Annotated in this window: 17 protein-coding genes; all 17 read left to right on the top strand. The window is 34.5% G+C overall.

Going from position 1 to position 19,501, the window contains the following annotated elements; genetic code table 11:
* Positions 1 to 45: 45 nt before the first annotated feature.
* Positions 46 to 756, top strand: coding sequence for a WbqC family protein (locus tag ACSVDA_RS14640; RefSeq protein ID WP_485884177.1), 711 nt, complete (start codon positions 46 to 48; stop codon positions 754 to 756).
* 61 nt (positions 757 to 817) lie between these two features.
* Entirely contained in the window at positions 818 to 1,642 is an 825-nt protein-coding gene (locus tag ACSVDA_RS14635) for a sulfotransferase family protein (protein WP_485884176.1), read from the top strand.
* 23 nt (positions 1,643 to 1,665) lie between these two features.
* Positions 1,666 to 2,565, top strand: coding sequence for a sulfate adenylyltransferase subunit CysD (gene cysD, locus ACSVDA_RS14630; protein ID WP_485884175.1), 900 nt, complete (start codon positions 1,666 to 1,668; stop codon positions 2,563 to 2,565).
* Positions 2,566 to 4,392 (top strand): adenylyl-sulfate kinase, encoded by a 1,827-nt coding sequence (cysC, locus tag ACSVDA_RS14625; protein WP_485884174.1) that lies wholly within the window; start codon positions 2,566 to 2,568, stop codon positions 4,390 to 4,392.
* A gap of 61 nt (positions 4,393 to 4,453) precedes the next feature.
* Positions 4,454 to 6,232 (top strand): SLC13 family permease, encoded by a 1,779-nt coding sequence (locus ACSVDA_RS14620; RefSeq protein ID WP_485884173.1) that lies wholly within the window; start codon positions 4,454 to 4,456, stop codon positions 6,230 to 6,232.
* A gap of 137 nt (positions 6,233 to 6,369) precedes the next feature.
* Positions 6,370 to 7,002 (top strand): sulfotransferase, encoded by a 633-nt coding sequence (locus tag ACSVDA_RS14615; protein ID WP_485884172.1) that lies wholly within the window; start codon positions 6,370 to 6,372, stop codon positions 7,000 to 7,002.
* A gap of 376 nt (positions 7,003 to 7,378) precedes the next feature.
* Positions 7,379 to 7,735 (top strand): flagellar protein FlaG, encoded by a 357-nt coding sequence (flaG, locus tag ACSVDA_RS14610; RefSeq protein WP_485884171.1) that lies wholly within the window; start codon positions 7,379 to 7,381, stop codon positions 7,733 to 7,735.
* 17 nt (positions 7,736 to 7,752) lie between these two features.
* The gene (gene fliD / locus ACSVDA_RS14605) at positions 7,753 to 9,813 is read left to right on the top strand and encodes a flagellar filament capping protein FliD (RefSeq protein WP_485884170.1); all 2,061 of its coding nucleotides are present in this window, start codon (positions 7,753 to 7,755) and stop codon (positions 9,811 to 9,813) included.
* A gap of 61 nt (positions 9,814 to 9,874) precedes the next feature.
* Positions 9,875 to 10,276, top strand: coding sequence for a flagellar export chaperone FliS (gene fliS, locus ACSVDA_RS14600; protein ID WP_485884169.1), 402 nt, complete (start codon positions 9,875 to 9,877; stop codon positions 10,274 to 10,276).
* Positions 10,276 to 10,626 (top strand): flagellar protein FliT, encoded by a 351-nt coding sequence (fliT, locus tag ACSVDA_RS14595; protein ID WP_485884168.1) that lies wholly within the window; start codon positions 10,276 to 10,278, stop codon positions 10,624 to 10,626. The genes fliS and fliT overlap by 1 nt, the downstream gene beginning before the upstream one ends.
* An 11-nt stretch (positions 10,627 to 10,637) precedes the next feature.
* Positions 10,638 to 11,021, top strand: coding sequence for a DUF8042 domain-containing protein (locus ACSVDA_RS14590; protein ID WP_485884167.1), 384 nt, complete (start codon positions 10,638 to 10,640; stop codon positions 11,019 to 11,021).
* Positions 11,022 to 11,869: 848 nt separating this feature from the next.
* The gene (hpf, locus tag ACSVDA_RS14585) at positions 11,870 to 12,415 is read left to right on the top strand and encodes a ribosome hibernation-promoting factor, HPF/YfiA family (RefSeq protein WP_320257593.1); all 546 of its coding nucleotides are present in this window, start codon (positions 11,870 to 11,872) and stop codon (positions 12,413 to 12,415) included.
* 223 nt (positions 12,416 to 12,638) lie between these two features.
* Positions 12,639 to 13,166, top strand: coding sequence for a hypothetical protein (locus ACSVDA_RS14580; RefSeq protein ID WP_485884166.1), 528 nt, complete (start codon positions 12,639 to 12,641; stop codon positions 13,164 to 13,166).
* Positions 13,167 to 13,666: 500 nt separating this feature from the next.
* Positions 13,667 to 16,174 carry a preprotein translocase subunit SecA gene (gene secA, locus ACSVDA_RS14575; RefSeq protein WP_485884165.1) on the top strand — a complete coding sequence of 836 codons (2,508 nt, stop codon included), beginning with the start codon at positions 13,667 to 13,669 and terminating at the stop codon, positions 16,172 to 16,174.
* A 185-nt stretch (positions 16,175 to 16,359) separates the two neighbouring features.
* Positions 16,360 to 17,461 (top strand): peptide chain release factor 2 gene (prfB, locus tag ACSVDA_RS14570; protein WP_485884164.1). Its coding sequence is split into 2 segments (ribosomal slippage): positions 16,360 to 16,431 and positions 16,433 to 17,461, totalling 1,101 coding nucleotides; the frame shifts between segments, so codons are not numbered across the junction.
* Positions 17,462 to 18,013: 552 nt separating this feature from the next.
* The gene (locus tag ACSVDA_RS14565) at positions 18,014 to 18,883 is read left to right on the top strand and encodes a YitT family protein (RefSeq protein ID WP_485884163.1); all 870 of its coding nucleotides are present in this window, start codon (positions 18,014 to 18,016) and stop codon (positions 18,881 to 18,883) included.
* Between the two features lie 55 nt (positions 18,884 to 18,938).
* A complete protein-coding gene (gene cccB / locus ACSVDA_RS14560) occupies positions 18,939 to 19,307 on the top strand; it encodes a cytochrome c551 (protein WP_485884162.1) in 369 nt (122 codons plus the stop codon).
* The last annotated feature ends 194 nt before the right edge of the window (positions 19,308 to 19,501 follow it).

Here is a 19,501-nt window from a genome sequence, read left to right as displayed (position 1 = left end):
GTAATAGTACTTATGAGATTTATTAAAATTAAGGGGAGAAAATAAATGAAACTAGCAATTATGCAGCCTTATTTATTTCCTTATATTAGTTATTTCCAGTTGATACATGCTGTCGATCAATTTGTTGTATACGATGATGTGCAATATATAAATAGAGGTTTTATTAATAGAAATAGAATATTACTAAATAATAATGCTCACTTATTTACATTTAGTGTAAAAAAAGCACCTAGACACTATAAAATAAATGAAAGGCACTATTCGGGTAACTTTTATACAGAACGAGATACTTTTCTGAAGACTATCGAAAGAGCATATAAAAAAAGTAATAACTTTATAGATATTTATAATCTATTATCTGCATGTCTTAATATAGATATTGAAAACTATAATGTGGCACAAATAAATGAAAGAGTTATAAAACAGCTTTGTGAATTTTTGGATATAAATACCCAGTTCAAAAGATCTTCAAGCTTGAATATAAAAAGTGAGTTGAAAGGACATGAACGTATACTAGCTATCAACTTAGCATTAGAAAGTTCTCATTATATCAACTCTATTGGTGGCAAAAGCATTTATTCAAAAGAGTATTTTTCGGAGTTTGGAATAAACATGAGTTTTTTAGAGGCTAAAAAAATGAAGTATAACCAAAAAAGTAAAGAATTCATTGAGAATTTATCAATTATTGATATCTTAATGTTCAATCCAAAAGAAGAAATTAAAAAGAAATATTTAAATCACTATGAACTTATATAGATTACGAAGTTAGTGGGCGTATGGGACTGATTTATTTAATAATTATATTGGAGGAACCTACATGTCTTTTAATGACATTATTTCAATTCACGGTGTTCCGAGATCAGGAACAACTTGGTTAGGCCAAGTTCTAGACAGTTCACCACAGGTTAGGTACAAGTACCAACCACTGTTTTCATATGCTTTTAAAGACAGATTAAACTTACAAAGTAAAAATGAAGAAATACTGAACTTTTATCGAGAGCTATACTATAAATCTGATGATTTTTTGGATCAAGTTAAACAAAAAGAGATTGGCATTCATCCAAAGTTTACTGTAAAAAATAAACACCCAAAATATCTTGTTACAAAAATGGTTAGATATCATTATTTAATTCCGCATTTAATATCTAATGTTAGCAATATAAAATTTTTACTAATTGTTAGAAATCCATGTGGTGTATTGAACTCATGGAAAAAAGCACCTCGAGAATTTAATAGAGAATGGGACTTTAAAGATCAATGGGAATTTGCTCAAAATAAAAATATGTTTAGACCAGAAGAATATTTTGGTTTCAATAAATGGAAAGAAGCGACAAAGTTATTTTTAGAAATGGAACGTCTTTATAAAGAGCGTGTTATGTTAATTAAGTATGAAGAATTGGTAGAAAATCCAATGAAAGTAACTAAGCATATTTACAAATTTTTTAATATTGACCTCTCAATTCAAACTGAAGATTTCATTGATAGTTCTACAAAAATTTTTCTAGATGATATTTATAGTGTTTATAAAGGTCAAAAAGATGTGAATGATTGGAAAGGAGAATTGGACCAAAATATAGTTAGAAAAATATATGAAAGTTTAGAAAATACTGAATTTGAAAGGTTTTTATATGTTGAAAATTAATAGTATTAGAGGAGGCACTCACCATGACTTCACTAACTCACCTTGACCGACTAGAGGCTGAAGCGATTTATATTATACGCGAAGTAGCTGCAGAGTGTGAAAAACCAGTTATGCTTTATTCAATTGGAAAGGATAGCTCTGTCATGCTTCATTTAGCAATGAAGGCTTTTTTTCCTGAAAAACCGCCGTTTCCTTTTATGCATATTGATACAACATGGAAGTTTAAAGAAATGATTGAGTTTCGTAATAAGAAGGCTAAAGAATTAGGAATTGAAATGATTATACACACGAATCAAGACGGTGTAGATCAAGGAATTAATCCATTTGATCATGGTTCTGCTTATACAGATATTATGAAAACTCAAGCGTTAAAACAAGGGTTGGATAAGTATGGTTTTACTGCTGCTTTTGGTGGTGGCAGACGTGATGAGGAAAAGTCACGAGCAAAAGAAAGAGTTTTCTCATTCCGAAACAAATACCATGCGTGGGACCCAAAAAATCAAAAACCTGAAATGTGGAAACTTTTCAATACGCAAATTAATAAAGGTGAGAGTATGCGTGTTTTTCCGCTTTCAAACTGGACTGAAAAAGATATATGGCAATATATAAAAAGGGAAAAGATTGATATTGTTCCACTATATTTCGCAAAAGAAAGGCCAGTTGTTTTCCGTGATGGAAATATTGTCATGGTTGATGACGAACGTATGAAGTTAGAACATGAAGAAAGAATAATCATGAAAAAAGTACGTTTTCGCACTTTAGGCTGCTACCCTCTTACTGGCGGTGTTGAATCTAAGGCAGACTCTTTAGAAGAAATTATTGAAGAGACACTTGGTGCTGTTTCTTCAGAGCGAACGAGTCGTGTGATTGATCAAGAAGCTGCTGGTAGTATGGAAAGGCGTAAGAGAGAGGGGTATTTCTAAGTGAATGGTTTATTAAAGTTTATTACGTGCGGAAGTGTGGATGATGGGAAGTCAACATTAATAGGTCATATGCTTTACGATGCAAAATTACTATTTGCTGATCAGGAAAAAGCGTTAGAACTTGATAGTAAAGTAGGGAGTCGTGGTGGAGATATTGATTATTCGCTACTTCTTGATGGTCTTATGGCTGAACGAGAACAAGGTATTACAATTGATGTTGCATATCGTTATTTTACGACCGATTATCGTTCATTTATAGTTGCAGATACCCCGGGTCATGAAGAATATACTCGTAACATGGCAGTTGGAGCATCCTTTGCTGATTTAGCAATAATTCTTGTTGATGCCACGAAAGGAGTTATTACGCAAACAAAGAGGCATGCAATGATTTGTGCTCTAGTGGGAATTAAACACTTTGTATTAGCTGTTAACAAGATGGATTTAGTAGGATTTGATCAGCAACGATTTGATGAAATAAAAAATGATTTTTTTCAGATGACGTACGAATTTAACCTTAAAAGCATTCAAGTCATCCCTGTTTCCGCTACAGAAGGGGATAACATTACAAAAAGATCGAAAAATACACCTTGGTATAATAATTTGCCGTTATTATCCTATTTAGAAGCTGTAGATATTAACAAAGAAAATCAACAAATAAATTTTGTTATGCCGGTGCAACGAGTATCCAGACCAAACCATTCTTTCCGTGGATTTCAAGGGCAAGTTGAAGCTGGGCATATTACAGTTGGAGAAGAGGTCATTACTCTACCAAGTAATGAAAAAGCTAAAGTAAAAAGTATCTTTGTCACTGATCAAGAAACAACCTCTGCAATTGTTGGACAGGCCATCACACTTCAATTGGATCGTGAAGTCGATGTATCTCGTGGGTGTGTGTTAACTACATCTGACAATATTCAAGTTGCTAACATGTTTACAGCAACGATTCTCTGGATGGATAATACTGAACTTGTTGCAGGAAGAAATTACTTGGTGAAAGTAGGAACGAAAATTCTTCCAGGTAAGGTAATGTCGATAAAACATAGAATTGATATTAATACAGGAGAGCATCTATCAGCAGACAGAATCATAAAAAATGAGTTAGTAGAATGCGATATTGCCTTATCAGAAAATATCGTATTTGATTTATTTGAAAAGAATGAGGCCTTAGGTGGTTTCATTTTAATAGATCGTGTAACTAATATGACATCTGCATGTGGAGTAATTAATGATGTTCCCCGTAAATCAACTAATGTTTTATGGCAAAATACCGATATTACTAGAGAGATCCGTGCTCAACAAAAAGGGCATAACCCTTTAACGTTATGGTTTACGGGTTTATCCGGATCAGGAAAATCAACATTAGCAAACGAAGTAGAAAAACGTTTAGTATCTCTTGGATATCATACAATGATATTAGATGGAGACAATGTTCGTCATGGATTAAATAAAAACTTAGGGTTTAAAGAGAGTGATCGAGCCGAAAATATTCGACGTATTGCTGAAGTAGCCAAATTGATGAATGATGCAGGACTTATTGTGTTAGCTTCACTTATTTCGCCATATAAAAATGACCGTAATCATGCGAGAAATATTATTGGCGATGGATATGTAGAAATATTTGTTTGTACACCAATTGAAGAGTGTGAAAGACGTGATGTAAAAGGTTTATACAAGAAAGCACGTGCAGGTGAGATATCGAATTTCACAGGTATCTCAAGTTCGTACGAAGAGCCAGAAAGTCCAGATATTAAAATTGATACAAGTAAGTATTCATTAGAAAAAGCCACAGATTATATTTTGAAGCAAATTATAAAATATTTAGCTTAGAAAAATACATAGTATTGAAATATCTTTTGTAGTTTGAATGGTTGAAAAGGGAGCTCTACTTATGTCATTAGAAATGATATATGTGCTGGTAATGATAATTGCCATGTTTATTGCTTTATTATTAGATTTAGCTCGACCAGAAATTATTGTATCTACTATAGCGATGATATTTTTAATGACGGGAGTATTAACTGCAGAAGAAGCTCTGCTAGGTTTAGTTAATCAAGGTATGCTTACAATTGCATTATTGTTCATTGTAGCAGGTTCGATACAAAAGTATGGCACGATCGAACAAATGATGATGAAGGGGTTAAACAGTAGTAAGAATGTTAGAAAATCGATGTTTCGTTTCTTTTTACCACTACCATTGTTTTCTGCATTTTTAAATAATACACCAATTGTTGTAATATTTACTCCTATGATAAAGAAATGGTGTGAAGAACATGAGGTAGCTCCTTCTAAATTTCTAATCCCATTGTCGTATATTACTATTTTAGGTGGAACTATTACCTTGATGGGAACTTCCACCAATCTAGTTGTTCAAGGTATACTATTTGATTATCACTTAGATGGTTTTTCGCTATTTCAACTAGCAATTGTTGGGATACCTATTACAATTATTGGTTTTATTTATTTGTTTACCATAGGATATCGGCTTCTACCCGATCATGTAGGGTTTCGTAGACAAGCGATAAATAAGTCAAAAGAGTATATTGCTGAAGTAACTGTCTCCTCAGATTTTGCCTATGTAAATCAAACTATTAAAAAAGCGGGATTAAGGGAACTGAATGGTCTGTATCTATTCGAAGTCATCCGTGGAGAAAAACGAATTTCTCCAGTATCCGCGACGACAATTATTCAAACAGGGGACCGCTTAATTTTTACTGGGTTGATTTCTACAATAGCTGATTTACAAAACATAAAAGGATTAACACTTGAAACAGGATCTGAGTTCAAACTGGAAGGTTTAAAGAATGGAAATACTCAATTGGTTGAGGCAGTGGTATCAAATCAATCTTCAGTATTGTCAAAGTCTATCAAGGAGTCACAATTTCGATCCAGATTTGATGCAGGTGTGTTAGCCGTACACCGTCATAATGAGAGAATAAAAAGTAAGGTAGGGGACATAATTCTGCGACCTGGTGATACCTTATTACTACTTGTAGGAAATAGCTTTATTAGCAAATATCAACAATCAAGTGACTTTTATGTTGTGTCATCTATAGATGCACCTACAAACCTACATTATGATGAAAAAAAAGGGTGGTTTTCCATTGGGCTGCTAGTAGCAATGATACTACTTGTCAGCTTTGATTTGTTAAGTATGTTTAAAGCGATGCTACTCACTGTATTTTTATTGATTTTTACAAAGATAATCACTCTTGAGGAAGCAAAACAATATGTTCAATTTAATGTGCTTTTGTTAATAACTAGTGCGTTTGGAATAGGTGAAGCTATGACTAAGAGTGGCTTAACTGAATGGCTAGCTAGTGTTTTAATAACAGTAGCTGAACCATTAGGAATAACTGCCCTCCTTCTAATTGTATATTTATTAACAAACATATTTACAGAGATAATTACGAATAGTGCTGCAGCAGTTTTGATGGTTCCAATTGGTTTAGAAATAGCAGCTACTTTAGATATTTCATATATAAGTTTTGCTGTCGTAATCTCTATTGCAGCATCAGCGAGTTTTATTACCCCAATTGGATATCAAACCAATTTAATTGTTTACGGACCAGGAGGATATACATTTAAGGACTATGTTAAGGTTGGAACCCCTTTAAGCATTTTAGTGATGATTATTACAGTTATGATTGTTAAATTAATTTGGTTTTAAAATTACGCATGCATAATAGAGTCTTGGAGTCAAAGTGAATCCCATCCAAAATGTCACATCAAAAAAACTAGAGCAATAGAATTACTAATGAAAATGAGTAGAAAATAAGTACTAATTATTCAAATGGTGGTGTAAAGATGACAAACAAAATATTTTGTATTGGAAGAAATAAAACAGGGACAACTTCTCTAAAAAAAGCATTTGAAGATCTTGGTTACCATGTTGGGGATCAGCGAGAAGCTGAGAATTTATTGGTGAATTTTTTAGAGAAGGATATTGAGACGATAATTGATTATTGTAATTATGCAGAAGTGTTTCAAGATTTCCCATTTAGTTGGCCTGAAACCTATAAATTTCTAGATAAGGCATTCCCAAATAGTAAATTTATTTTATCTGTTAGAGATGATGCTAGCCAATGGTATAAATCAATTACTAAATTTCATTCTAAGTTATTTGCTGATGGTAAACGAATTCCTACAAAAAAAGATTTAATGAATGCAACATATATATTTAAAGGCAGACCTTGGATTACACATAAAGCTATTTTTGGAGATACAGGTAATGATACATATGATAAAGACATACTAACAAAACATTATAATCAACATAATAAAGATGTAATTGAATATTTTAAAGATCGACCTAATGATCTATTGGTTATTAATCTAGCAGAAGCTGGTTCATATGAACGATTTTGTAAATTTTTAGACGTTAACCCTTTGTATGATGATTTCCCTTGGGAAAACAGAACATCAGCCATTAGAAAATAAAACTTTATAAAGACATAATTACTTTTATGAAAAATATGTTTTTTAAACGGCAAGAATATGTAAATTTGAGTTATAAAATAAATCATGGTTTTAAAGCCATGATTTTTATTTTTTTAAAAAAATTGGAGATCTGAAGTTTCATTTATTTGTTGTAAAAAACTCTTGAAATTACCCAAACAAAACTTACAACACAAGATTATTTATTCACCAATATCTTAGAACACAATGCCCTAAGATTAGTATTACCTAAATGTATGAGTTTTGGTTAAATAGTGTTCATGTGGTTGATATATAAAATTAGTAATTTCACTTTTTACTCAATAATTAACAATTTTAACCGATATTAAAGGAAAGTATGTATAAGGGAGCGAGTTTCATGGACATTGGAAATAATACTATAAAATCTCCATTACCCACATCCTCAACTGAGATAAAAATTACACAGCTAGAAACTCAGCTAAAATCTCAGCAAGAAACGAAACCTACAAATGAGACACAACAGATACTAACTAAGGATAAAGTTGAAGAAGTTATAGTAGGAATAAATGAATTTTTAGAGCCAACATACACATCCTTAAAATTTGAACTACATGAACAACTGAAAGAGTATTTCGTAGTTGTAGTTGATAAGGATACGAAGGAAGTTATTAGAGAGATTCCACCAAAGAAGTTACTTGATATGTATGCAGCTATGACAGAATTTGTAGGATTAGTAGTAGATAAAAAAATATAACGAGAAGAGGGGTATAAATGACTGGTTTACGTATAGGTGGTTTAGCTAGTGGGATGGACACTGACCAAATTATTGCTGACTTAATGAAAGCAGAGCGAATGCCACTTGATAGATTAACACAAAAAAGACAGATTTTAGAATGGCAACTTGATAGCTATAGAGAAATGAATACTCTATTATTGGATTTTCGTGAGGAATTAACACGAATGAAGATGCCGTCTACATATAGTGCTCGCACTATTACATCAACAAATGAAGCAATGGTTACTGCAATTGCAAGTAGCGCATCCCCTCAAGCAACCTATGCAATTGATAATGTGACGCAGCTTGCAACCGCAGCAACAAAAGTCAATGCTGGAGCAATTTCAGCGGATGCAGATAATAAAATTAATGTGGATAAAGGGTTATATTCTAACTCGAGCGCTTTTGCAGATGGTACAGCTTTTAACTGGAGAGTAGGTGCTGTAGAGTCAAAATCTATCTCAGTAGAAGTGGAAGGTGATTCTTTTCAGCTTTTTGAAGCTGGTGAAGTTCATCCTCCACTAAAAGATTTTGAATCTTGGAGTGTTACAGTAGATGGGAAGAGCTATAAAGTAGTCACTTCACCAGCCGAGCCACCTAAAGAAAACGAAGTATTTATTGATACTGATGGTTCAATGAAGTTTGGTACAGAATTAAAAGCAGATAGTTCAATTAATGTTAACTATATAGCCGATTATAAAACTGAAACAAAAACGTTAACAGAAGGGACGAAAGAATGGCAGTTACCGAATGGATCAATTAACTCTGTAACATCTTTTATAATTGAAGGGAACGAAGAATTCGTTCTCGGTGGATCAGATGGTGATGTTGAAAGAGACCTTGTTCTTAAGGATGATAGCAATGTCGTGATAGGGAAAATAAATACCGAAACAGGTAAAATTGTCTTTAACATGGACGAAGGTTTTCCTCAAGATACAGAAGTTGAAATTATATATGATCATAATTATACCAATTTTTCAATAGATACATCTACATCTAAAGGTGATATGCATCACAACTTCATTATTGGAGGAAATGAATCCCTAAATACTGTCATAAGTAGAGTAAATAATTCTGAAGTCGGTGTTACGATGTACTATGATAGTTTTTCAGATCAAGTAACACTAACAAGAAATGAAACAGGAGATTTTACAGATTCTGGTGATGAGATAAGAACGAGTGGAGGCTTTTTAAATGATGTGTTACGGTTTCGTGATGCAGATGAAACAGGTGGCACGAACATTAAATTTGAGGTGAATGGTCTTAGTACAGAAAGAAATTCGAACACATTTAACATGAGCGGTGTCGAATTTTCGATCAAACAAACATTCTCTAATAGCCCAGTCAGCATATCTGTTAATAATGATAGCAATCAAGTCTTAGAAAATATTAAGAGCTTTGTAGAAAAGTATAATGAATTGATTGACAAGATTAATCAAAAAGTATCAGAGGATAGATATCGTGATTACCCACCATTAACAAGTGAAGAACGTCAAGCTTTAAGCGAGAGAGAGCAAGAATTATGGGATGAAAAGGCAATGAGTGGGTTGATTCGCAATGATTCCATTTTGACAGGAGTTCTTTCACAAATGCGAACTGATCTATATGCTCCTGTGGATAATGATGATGTATCATCTATATATAATCAATTAGCTAGTATAGGAATAACCACTACTGCAAACTATTTAGAAGGTGGAAAATTAGAAATAAATGAAACGAAACTACTAAATGCTATACAGGAGGACCCTAGCTCTGTTGAAAAATTGTTTAACGCTGATGGAAATACTAGCTCTGAACAAGGGGTTATTCAACGACTATACGATTCAGTCAATGTAGCGATGGAAAAGTTAACAGATAAAGCTGGGAAATCATATTCTGCTGCTGAGTCGTTTGCAATTGGTAAAGAAATGTCGTATCTTGATGACCAAATAGATTCTTTTGAAAGACGTTTAATCCAAATTGAAGACCGTTATTGGGGTCAATTTACGGCAATGGAACTTGCAATACAACAAGCTAACGAACAAGCAATGTTTTTAGCAGGTCAATTTGGATATTAATAAAAATAGACATATCTCATATTATAAACATTATTATTGTTATAGAGGAGTTTATAAAAATATGGAATCACAGAACCCTTATCAATCATACCAACTTAACGCTGTGACAACAGCATCACCAGGGGAACTAACCTTAATGCTTTATAATGGCTGTTTGAAATTTATCAATTTAGCACGACAAGCGATTCAAGATAATAATATAGAGGAAAAAAATACGAATCTATTGAAAGCACAAAATATAATCCATGAACTGATGGTCACACTTAATATGGATGTTGAAGTGTCGAAAAATATGATGTCAATGTATGATTATATGCACCGTCGTTTAATTGAAGTAAATATTAATAATGATTTAAATGCTCTTTCAGAAATAGAAGGTCACGTAATAGAATTTCGAGATACATGGAGACAAGTCATTCAAAAGAATCGCCAAAAACAATTTGCACAAGGCGGTCAAGCTTAGTGAGTGTCGTTAAAGAGCTACATGAAGTAACAAAACAATTATTAGCGTTTTTACAAACAGACATTAGTAAAAGTGATCGTGAGGAACAAATAGACCGTATTCAACATTTTTTGAATGATCGCACACAGCTAATTGAGAAGTTGGAGCCTCCATATTCAAATGATGAAAAACGTATTGGGACTGAAATTGTTACTTTAAACAAAAAAATAGACGAGAAGCTTATTGCGATGAAGGATGAAATTAAGCTCGATATTGCTAGTTTAAAGAAGAAAAAACAGTCACAAAAAAAATATATCAACCCATATAATGCAGGTACTGTAGATGGTGTATTTTATGACAAACGGAAATAGGTGAGTACATGGTGAATTTAGACGCACCACAATACGATATGTTAAAACAGTATATCGAATTATTAGATACAATTGAATTAGGATTTGACTATGTTAAGGTGAGTTTTGACAGCCTTGAACGTAACGAAGGAGATCGGGTATTAGCTGACATATTTACTGCTTTTTCAAAAATTAATGATACGAATGAACAACTGTTAATCCTCTTTTCAAAAGATGAGATTGTTCGAAATCAAGTCAATCAATTCCCAGGAGTCATTGCTGAGTGTGTCAAGCTGGAGCAGCACTTCTCGAACCCAACGGAAAAGCAAGCTATTATTAATAAAAATATTATTCCAGCCTTTCTTGCATGGAAGGAACCCATTCAACATACATTTTCACGTTATATTACACAATAGTAAAATGCTCCTATACAAATGTATGGGAGTGTTTTTATTATAAAGAAGGATATAATCGTGACATCTAAGAAGTCATTTACTTTATTTAAGGTTGTTTTCGCATTAATTGTTGCTTTTCAATCTATGATATAAGCACGTATATATTTAGCATTCGCGACACTTTTACTACTTTCGTAACTATTGTTTGCCATAAAACGCATCAAACTGACCATTATTAGTAAAAATAGCAACAAAGTTTACGAAAAGAACCTTTAAATTTCGGAAAAAGGAATTTCCTCTCACATATCATTTTTCCTTACTGCATAACAATAAATACACATCAATTTTAACAATATATCGGTTATGTAAATAATGAAAATCGTCACAATTTATTCACAGATAATTTCACGTTTAAGAAGGAATTGTTAAGGGTATTGTAGAAATGTATATACATAGCTTAAGAAAACCGCTTAGCGGATTTCTAGAGATAAGAAATGGAAATGTGGATTTAATGTTTTAAGCATTTTCACACAGCTTAACTCGAATAAGTTATAAGTTTCAAGAAAATGAGGATAAGAAGAATGGGGAAAGAAAAGTCACACTAAGTGCCGTCACGATAAGTGGCGAATGAGTGGATTAGATCTTGTACAAGTTCATTTTTCCGAGACTTATTTGATCATCCTTTAAAAATGGAGTTCAAAAGGAGGAAAAAAAGGACGAAGAAGATTAAGGCGGTGTAGCTTTGAGTACCAGAGTGTACGTTTGAAGGGTACATGAGGAACGGAAAAGCAAACCAACGCAAATATTCACTGTCATTTTTCCCGGACTTTTTTGAACATCCTCAAGTTAACTAAAGGAGGAGTTCGTGTATGATTTACAACATTCGTGGTGAAAACATTGAAGTAACTCCAGCATTGCGTGAGTATGTTGAGAAAAAGATTGGTAAATTAGAAAGGTATTTCGATGAGTCTTCAGATGCCACAGTTCATGTTAATTTAAAAGTTCATAGTGATAAGCATTCTAAAATAGAAGTAACAATTCCCATGTCTCAACTACTGTTAAGAGCAGAGGAAAATCATGAAGATATGTATGCAGCGATTGACCTTGTTCTTGATAAACTTGAGCGTCAAATTCGCAAACATAAAACAAAGGTGAACCGTAAGTTCCGAGATACTGGAACTCCTAAATATATGTTTACAAATGAGCCTGTAGCGATTCCTGATGAAGAAGAGGATGACTTAAAGCTTGTCCGTACTAAGCGCTTTAACTTAAAGCCAATGGACAGTGAAGAAGCAATCCTGCAAATGAATATGCTCGGTCATAATTTCTACGTATTTACTAACTCAGAGACGAACCGTACAAATGTCGTTTATTTAAGAAAAGATGGCAAATACGGTTTGATTGAACCGAATTAATAATAATGATTAGAAAACGTTAGGTTGTTTAGAACCTAACGTTTTTTGATGTTAAATGTACTGTAGGATGTTTTTTTGTAGTTTATTGGTCAATTTCTCATTGCTCTTTTATCGAATGTTACTTTTTCAATATGATATAATAAAACATGTCTACAAACCTCATTTGTAGTCAATGGAAGGCTAGTTCGAGGATTATCTTTGATAATGAATGGAGGTGAATATGATGGAGAAGCTGTTACTAGAATTTATGAGCGAAATGCGCGAATTTAGAACAGAGGTAAATGGATGCTTCACAAAGCTAGAACATGAAATGAACGATCGCTTTACAAAAGTAGATGAACGTTTTACTCAAGTGGACAAACGCTTCACAAAGCTAGAAGGTGAGATGGACAAGCGCTTTACAAAAGTAGATGAACGTTTTACTCAAGTGGACGAACGCTTCACAAAGCTAGAAGGTGAGATGGACAAGCGCTTTACAAAAGTAGATGAACGTTTTACTCAAGTGGACAAACGCTTCACAAAGCTAGAACATGAAATGAACGAGCGCTTTACACAAGTAGATAACCGTTTTACTACAGTAGATATGCGACTATCAAAAATTGAAAACGATGTAACGGTAATTAAGGAAGCTGTTGTAAATAACCTTTCTGAGTCAAGGAGTCATTTCAAACATATCGAACAATCTCTTCAGCAACATCACTCCATGTTCCAGTTAATGACTGATGAAATTAATAAAAAATACCGCTATTAATATGTACTACTTCATTCAAAAACAATAATGTATACAAGTAAAAACAAAGTTGTTAAGACTCAACTTTCTAGGTCACTTTATAATAACACTTCATTAAACACACCACACCTCCAATTGTTAGCAATTGATCAGGCTTGGACGTCTACAGCCGATTATAAATAATTTACAATGAAGAAACGATGTGGTTGTCACATACCCCTCTGTTAACAGTACTTTTCGTAAACTACGTGAGTTATTAAAAAATGCTCTTATATGAATGATCTAACTCTTTTTCATACAAGTTTTGTTAAGGTTTTTGAATGAAATATAAAATATTCATATGATTCTGCCTTCTTATGCTCCCACATTCCTCCAAAATGTTGTTCACTTTGTCTCAAAATGTTAATATTAGAAATAGGATTTCTATAAGGGAAAAAACTTAGTATATACATTATTATATATCCAGTGTGTGTATATGTCGTATTGGGTGTAACTTATATGAAAATAGAGGAGCGTTTTGAATGCTTGGAATGATAAAGAAAGTATTTGATGGCAATAAACGTCAAATTACTAAATTAGAAAAGCTTGCAGCACAAATTGACTCATTAAGTGCAGATATGGCGAACTTAACGGATGAGCAGTTACAATCAAAAACAGCAGAATTCAAAGGTCGTTATGATAAAGGGGAAAAGCTTGATGACATGCTTGTTGAAGCCTTTGCGGTTGTTCGTGAAGCAGCAAAGCGTGTGTTAGGCTTATATCCATACAAGGTACAATTAATGGGGGGTGTTTCCCTTCATGACGGTAATATCTCTGAGATGAAAACAGGTGAAGGTAAAACATTAACAGCGACAATGCCAGTATACTTAAATGCGTTGACAGGTAAAGGTGTGCACGTTGTAACTGTCAATGAATACTTAGCAAGTCGTGATGCTCATGAGATGGGTCAGTTATATGAATTTTTAGGATTAACTGTCGGTCTGAACTTAAACGGCATGTCTCGTGAGGAAAAAATTGAGGCGTATGCTGCTGATATTACATATGCAACGAACAATGAGCTAGGCTTTGATTATTTACGTGATAATATGGTGCTTTACAAAGAACAGATGGTTCAGCGACCGCTATATTATGCGGTAATTGACGAGGTTGACTCAATTCTTATTGATGAAGCAAGAACACCTTTAATTATATCTGGTTCAGCACAAAAGTCAGCACAATTATATGTACAAGCTAATGCGTTCGTACGTACGCTCAATAAAGAATCAGATTTCATTTTCGATGAAAAATCAAAAAGTGTTCAACTAACTGAAGAAGGTATGAACAAGGCTGAACGTGCTTTCGGTATTGATAACCTTTTTGATATTACACATGTTTCGTTAAATCATCATATAAATCAAGCGTTAAAAGCGCATGCTAGTATGCATAAAGATATTGATTATGTTGTTCAAGATGGCGAAGTTGTGATCGTTGATCCTTTTACAGGACGTTTGATGAAAGGCCGTCGATATAGTGAAGGCTTACATCAAGCAATTGAAGCAAAAGAAGGACTTGATATTCAAAATGAAAGCATGACACTGGCAACAGTAACGTTCCAAAACTATTTCCGTATGTATGAAAAGCTTTCTGGTATGACGGGTACGGCAAAAACAGAAGAAGAAGAGTTTAGAAATATATATAATATGCACGTTGTTGGAATTCCAACGAATAAGCCGATCGTGCGTGATGATCGTGCCGATCTTATATATAAAACGATCGAAGGGAAGTTTCGAGCAGTTGTTGAAGATATTGCTGAACGTCATCAAAAAGGGCAGCCAGTACTTGTCGGAACAGTGGCTATTGAAACTTCTGAAATAATCTCTAAGTTTTTGAAGAAAAAAGGTATTCCTCATCACATCTTAAATGCGAAAAATCATGGGAAAGAAGCACAGATTATCGAAGAAGCCGGTCAACCTGGTGCGGTAACGATTGCAACGAACATGGCTGGACGTGGTACGGATATTAAACTTGGTGAAGGCGTGAAGGAAGCTGGAGGACTTTCGGTAATTGGTACAGAACGACATGAAAGTCGCCGAATTGACAATCAATTACGTGGTCGTTCTGGTCGTCAAGGAGATCCAGGTGTGACACAATTTTATTTATCTATGGAAGATGAACTCATGCGTCGCTTCGGATCAGACAATATGAAAGCGATGATGGAGCGACTCGGCATGGATGATACACAGCCTATTCAAAGTAAAATGGTTTCAAGAGCCGTTGAATCAGCTCAAAAACGTGTAGAAGGAAATAACTTTGACGCTCGGAAGCAGCTTTTACAATACGATGACGTATTACGTCAGCAACGTGAAATTATATATAAACAGCGATCTGACGTCCTTTCATCAGAAAACCTTCGTGATATCGTTGAAGGTATGATTAAGTCAACGATTGAACGATCTGTTGGATTGCATACACCGAAGGAAGAGCTTCCAGAAGAGTGGAATCTTAAAGGCATCATTGATTATACAAATGCAACAATGCTTGCTGAAGGTGATGTCACACTTGACCAAATTAAAGGTCAGGAGCCTGAAGAAATTAGTGAGCTTATCTATGCAAAAGTAAAAAAACGTTATGATGAAAAAGAACAGCAATTAGAGCCAGAGCAGATGCGTGAGTTTGAGAAAGTTATCGTTCTGCGAGCAGTTGATAGTAAATGGATGGATCATATTGATGCGATGGATCACCTTCGTCAAGGTATTCATCTACGAGCTTATGGCCAGATTGATCCATTGCGTGAGTATCAAATGGAAGGATTTTCAATGTTTGAAAATATGGTGGCTTCCGTTGAAGAGGACGTTGCGAAGTATGTGATGAAGGCGCAAATTAGAAACAACCTTCAACGTCAAGAAGTCGCAAAAGGACAGGCGGTTAATCCAAAGCAAGACGGAGAAAAGCAAAAGCGCAAACCAGTTAAAAAAGCAGTTTCGATAGGCCGAAATGACCCATGTTATTGCGGAAGTGGGAAGAAATTCAAACAGTGCCACGGCAAATAACAAGGGTAAAACCACTGATGCTTTAAAGAGATAAGGTGTATTTTTCTTTACTGTGAACAAAGGTGAGTTGGCAGTGGATGCTTGCTCACCTATTTTCTATGATAATGTGTTTTGATGTATTTATTTTACAGTCAACAGGATATACATGTAAGGTAGGTAAAAATTTTTATTGAGGTGGAAAATAAATGGATTTAGTTGAAATTAAGCAAGAGCTTGACAAAATGGCTACTCGTTTAGCTGATTTTAGGGGGTCTCTTTGACCTCGATACGAAGCAAGCTCGAATAGATGAGTTGGAAGAATTAATGGCAGCACCACCCTTTTGGGATGATCAACAAGCGGCTCAAACAGTCATAAATGAAGCAAATGGCTTAAAGGACTTAGTTAATAAGTTTACAGAGCTAAATGAGACATATGAAAATCTCGAAGTGACTCATGAACTTGTCAAAGAAGAGCCAGATGATGAGTTACAAAAAGAGCTTGAAAATGAATGTAAAGCATTAACGAAGGACTTAAATACATTTGAATTAGAACTGTTATTAAGTGAACCGTATGACAAAAATAATGCGATTTTAGAGTTACATCCAGGTGCGGGCGGTACTGAGTCACAAGATTGGGGTTCAATGCTATTGCGCATGTACACACGATGGGCAGAGAGAAGAGGTTACAAAGTAGAAACCTTGGATTATTTACCTGGAGACGAAGCTGGTATTAAAAGTGTCACACTGTTAATTAAAGGGCATAATGCATACGGTTATTTAAAAGCGGAAAAAGGTGTTCATCGTCTCGTTCGAATCTCACCTTTTGATTCGTCAGGTCGTCGTCATACGTCTTTCGTATCATGTGAAGTGATGCCAGAGTTTAATGAAGACATTGAAATTGACATTCGTACTGAAGATTTGAAAATAGACACGTACCGTGCAAGTGGGGCGGGTGGTCAGCACGTCAATACGACAGATTCGGCAGTAAGGATTACTCATACTCCAACGAACGTTGTTGTTACGTGCCAATCGGAACGTTCACAAATTAAAAATCGTGATAGAGCGATGAAAATGCTAAAAGCAAAACTCTATCAAAAGAAAATTGAAGAACAACAAGAACAGCTTGCTGAAATTCGTGGTGAGCAAAAGGAAATCGGTTGGGGGAGCCAAATTCGTTCTTACGTATTCCATCCGTATTCTCTCGTGAAAGATCATCGTACGAATACTGAAGTTGGTAACGTACAAGGTGTGATGGATGGTGAGCTTGATTCATTCATAGATTCGTACCTTCGTTCAAAACTTAACTAAACAGATGTTGCCCCATTCAATACGAGTGGGGTTTTTGTATATCTTATTATGATGAGAATAGTTTTTTCTGTGCTTACTACTTAGGTAAGTAAATCTTCATATTTGGACAGTAAACCAAAAGGTATGACAAATAAAAGCATACAAATGGACAATCACAAACATGTTCAACAAATAAATAATAGCCTTACACAATATACAGAACATATAACCCAAACACATATCCTGACGAGTGTACGATAAATCGTATATAATCAAATCAATTTGACACAAAAAACTACTATACATAAGTATCAGATTAAATTAATGCCTCGGAATTTCCTGCTCTATCTCTTGTTATTTCCTGTTTGTTAAATAATTTTTCATTTTTTACCACTTATAAGATAGTTCTTCAAACAAAAAATAAGCAATAAGTTCCTTCAATTGTTTACTCCTTTAACACGTTATATGGTTAGCATTTACACTATATTTCCACCATGCTATACTCTCATAGGCAATTAGTAAAATTGTCTACATGACTTTTAGAATTGTGTTTAAAAAGGTGGAGAAAAAAGGATGAAGAAACGAAGCCGTAAGAGTCAAGCATTGGACCCGAAAATAATCGCAACATTAGACATATTTTATATACTGATTGGATCGGCTATTGTTGCTCTTGCTTTTAACTTATTTTTACTACCCAACAACGTTGCCTCTGGTGGGGTAAGTGGGATTAGTACGATTACAAAAGAGATGTTTGGATGGAAGCCTGCTTATGTACAATGGGCATTCAATGTTCCATTATTTATCGCTGGCATAATGTTGCTCGGTCGGAAATTTGGAATGAAAACATTAATTGGTACAGTATTTTTGCCGTTTGTTGTTTATTTATCGGAAAACCTCGAGCCTGCTACTCAAAATCCTCTACTGGGAGCTTTGTTCGGAGGAATGGGTGTCGGACTAGGGTTAGGAATCGTTTTTCGTGGACAAGCATCAACAGGTGGAACAGATTTAGCTGCGCAAATATTTCACAAGTATACAGGTATTTCACTTGGAACATGCGTCGCATTTATTGACGGTTTAATCGTTATTACAGCAGCAATTGTATTTGATATTGAGAGTGGTCTATATGCAATTATCGCATTATTTGTTACGAGTAAAACGATCAATTTCATACAAGTTGGGTTCGGCTATTCAAAAATGGCAATGATAATTACAAGTGAGCAAGAGGAAGTACGCAGTAAAATATTGCATGAACTTGATCGAGGAGTGACAAAGCTTTCAGCTTTTGGAGGCTATACAGATGACGAAAAACCAATTCTCATGTGTGTTGTCAATCAAACAGAGTTCACTAAATTGAAACAATTGGTTAAAAGTATTGATACATCAGCATTTGTCGTTGCTATGGATGCCACTGAGGTCCTTGGAGAGGGTTTTAAAAGGGCTTAAATTGGGTATAATAAAGTTATATTTTACTAATTTCAGACATGAGGGGGAATCGCAAATGAAAAAGAAATTACTTGCATTATTGATGGGTACATCTCTTGTTTTAGCTGCTTGTGGTGGCGGAGATGAAGCTACAGAACCAAAAGAAGAGGCTGAAACTACACCAACTGAAGAAACTGAAACAGAAACAGGAGATACAGGTGCAGTGAATGTTGCTGCAGAAGATGTTTATAAACAAAGCTGTGCTGGTTGTCACGGTGGAAATTTAGAAGGCGGATTTGGTCCACAGCTAGAGGATATTGGCAGTAAGCTTTCACAAGCAGACATTGAAGATATCATTGCGAATGGTCAAGGTTCTATGAGTGGTGGAATCATTACTGGCGATGATGCAGTAAATGTTGCAGCATGGTTAGCTGAGAAAAAATAAGTTATTGATAAAAATTAGCTTTTACATAAAAAGTCATTCCATTAACTAAAATGTACCCTATAGAGTAGACACTTAAAAAAAGTCTCCCTATAGGGTACATTTTTGTATAATGGAGAAACACAACTAGAGAAATACTTCGGATTGGAGAAAACTATGAGTAAAAAGATTTTTTCGGAGAAAGAGATCAAACTTTT

The sequence above is a fragment of the Cytobacillus sp. Hm23 genome, assembly GCF_051842895.1.
In the GTDB taxonomy this organism is placed as follows: Bacteria; Bacillota; Bacilli; order Bacillales; family SM2101; genus Nanhaiella.
The sequence above is the reverse complement of the archived record's forward strand: the minus strand, read 5'-3'. Positions and strand labels throughout refer to the sequence as shown.

Coding starts and splice junctions, on each gene's coding strand:
- ACSVDA_RS14580 (WP_485884166.1), top strand. CDS start 12,639: ATGGAGAAGCTGTTACTAGAATTTATGAGCGAAATGCGCGAATTTAGA.
- ACSVDA_RS14615 (WP_485884172.1), top strand. CDS start 6,370: ATGACAAACAAAATATTTTGTATTGGAAGAAATAAAACAGGGACAACT.
- ACSVDA_RS14620 (WP_485884173.1), top strand. CDS start 4,454: ATGTCATTAGAAATGATATATGTGCTGGTAATGATAATTGCCATGTTT.
- fliD (WP_485884170.1), top strand. CDS start 7,753: ATGACTGGTTTACGTATAGGTGGTTTAGCTAGTGGGATGGACACTGAC.
- hpf (WP_320257593.1), top strand. CDS start 11,870: ATGATTTACAACATTCGTGGTGAAAACATTGAAGTAACTCCAGCATTG.
- ACSVDA_RS14565 (WP_485884163.1), top strand. CDS start 18,014: ATGAAGAAACGAAGCCGTAAGAGTCAAGCATTGGACCCGAAAATAATC.
- ACSVDA_RS14635 (WP_485884176.1), top strand. CDS start 818: ATGTCTTTTAATGACATTATTTCAATTCACGGTGTTCCGAGATCAGGA.
- ACSVDA_RS14640 (WP_485884177.1), top strand. CDS start 46: ATGAAACTAGCAATTATGCAGCCTTATTTATTTCCTTATATTAGTTAT.
- secA (WP_485884165.1), top strand. CDS start 13,667: ATGCTTGGAATGATAAAGAAAGTATTTGATGGCAATAAACGTCAAATT.
- fliS (WP_485884169.1), top strand. CDS start 9,875: ATGGAATCACAGAACCCTTATCAATCATACCAACTTAACGCTGTGACA.
- cccB (WP_485884162.1), top strand. CDS start 18,939: ATGAAAAAGAAATTACTTGCATTATTGATGGGTACATCTCTTGTTTTA.
- flaG (WP_485884171.1), top strand. CDS start 7,379: ATGGACATTGGAAATAATACTATAAAATCTCCATTACCCACATCCTCA.
- cysD (WP_485884175.1), top strand. CDS start 1,666: ATGACTTCACTAACTCACCTTGACCGACTAGAGGCTGAAGCGATTTAT.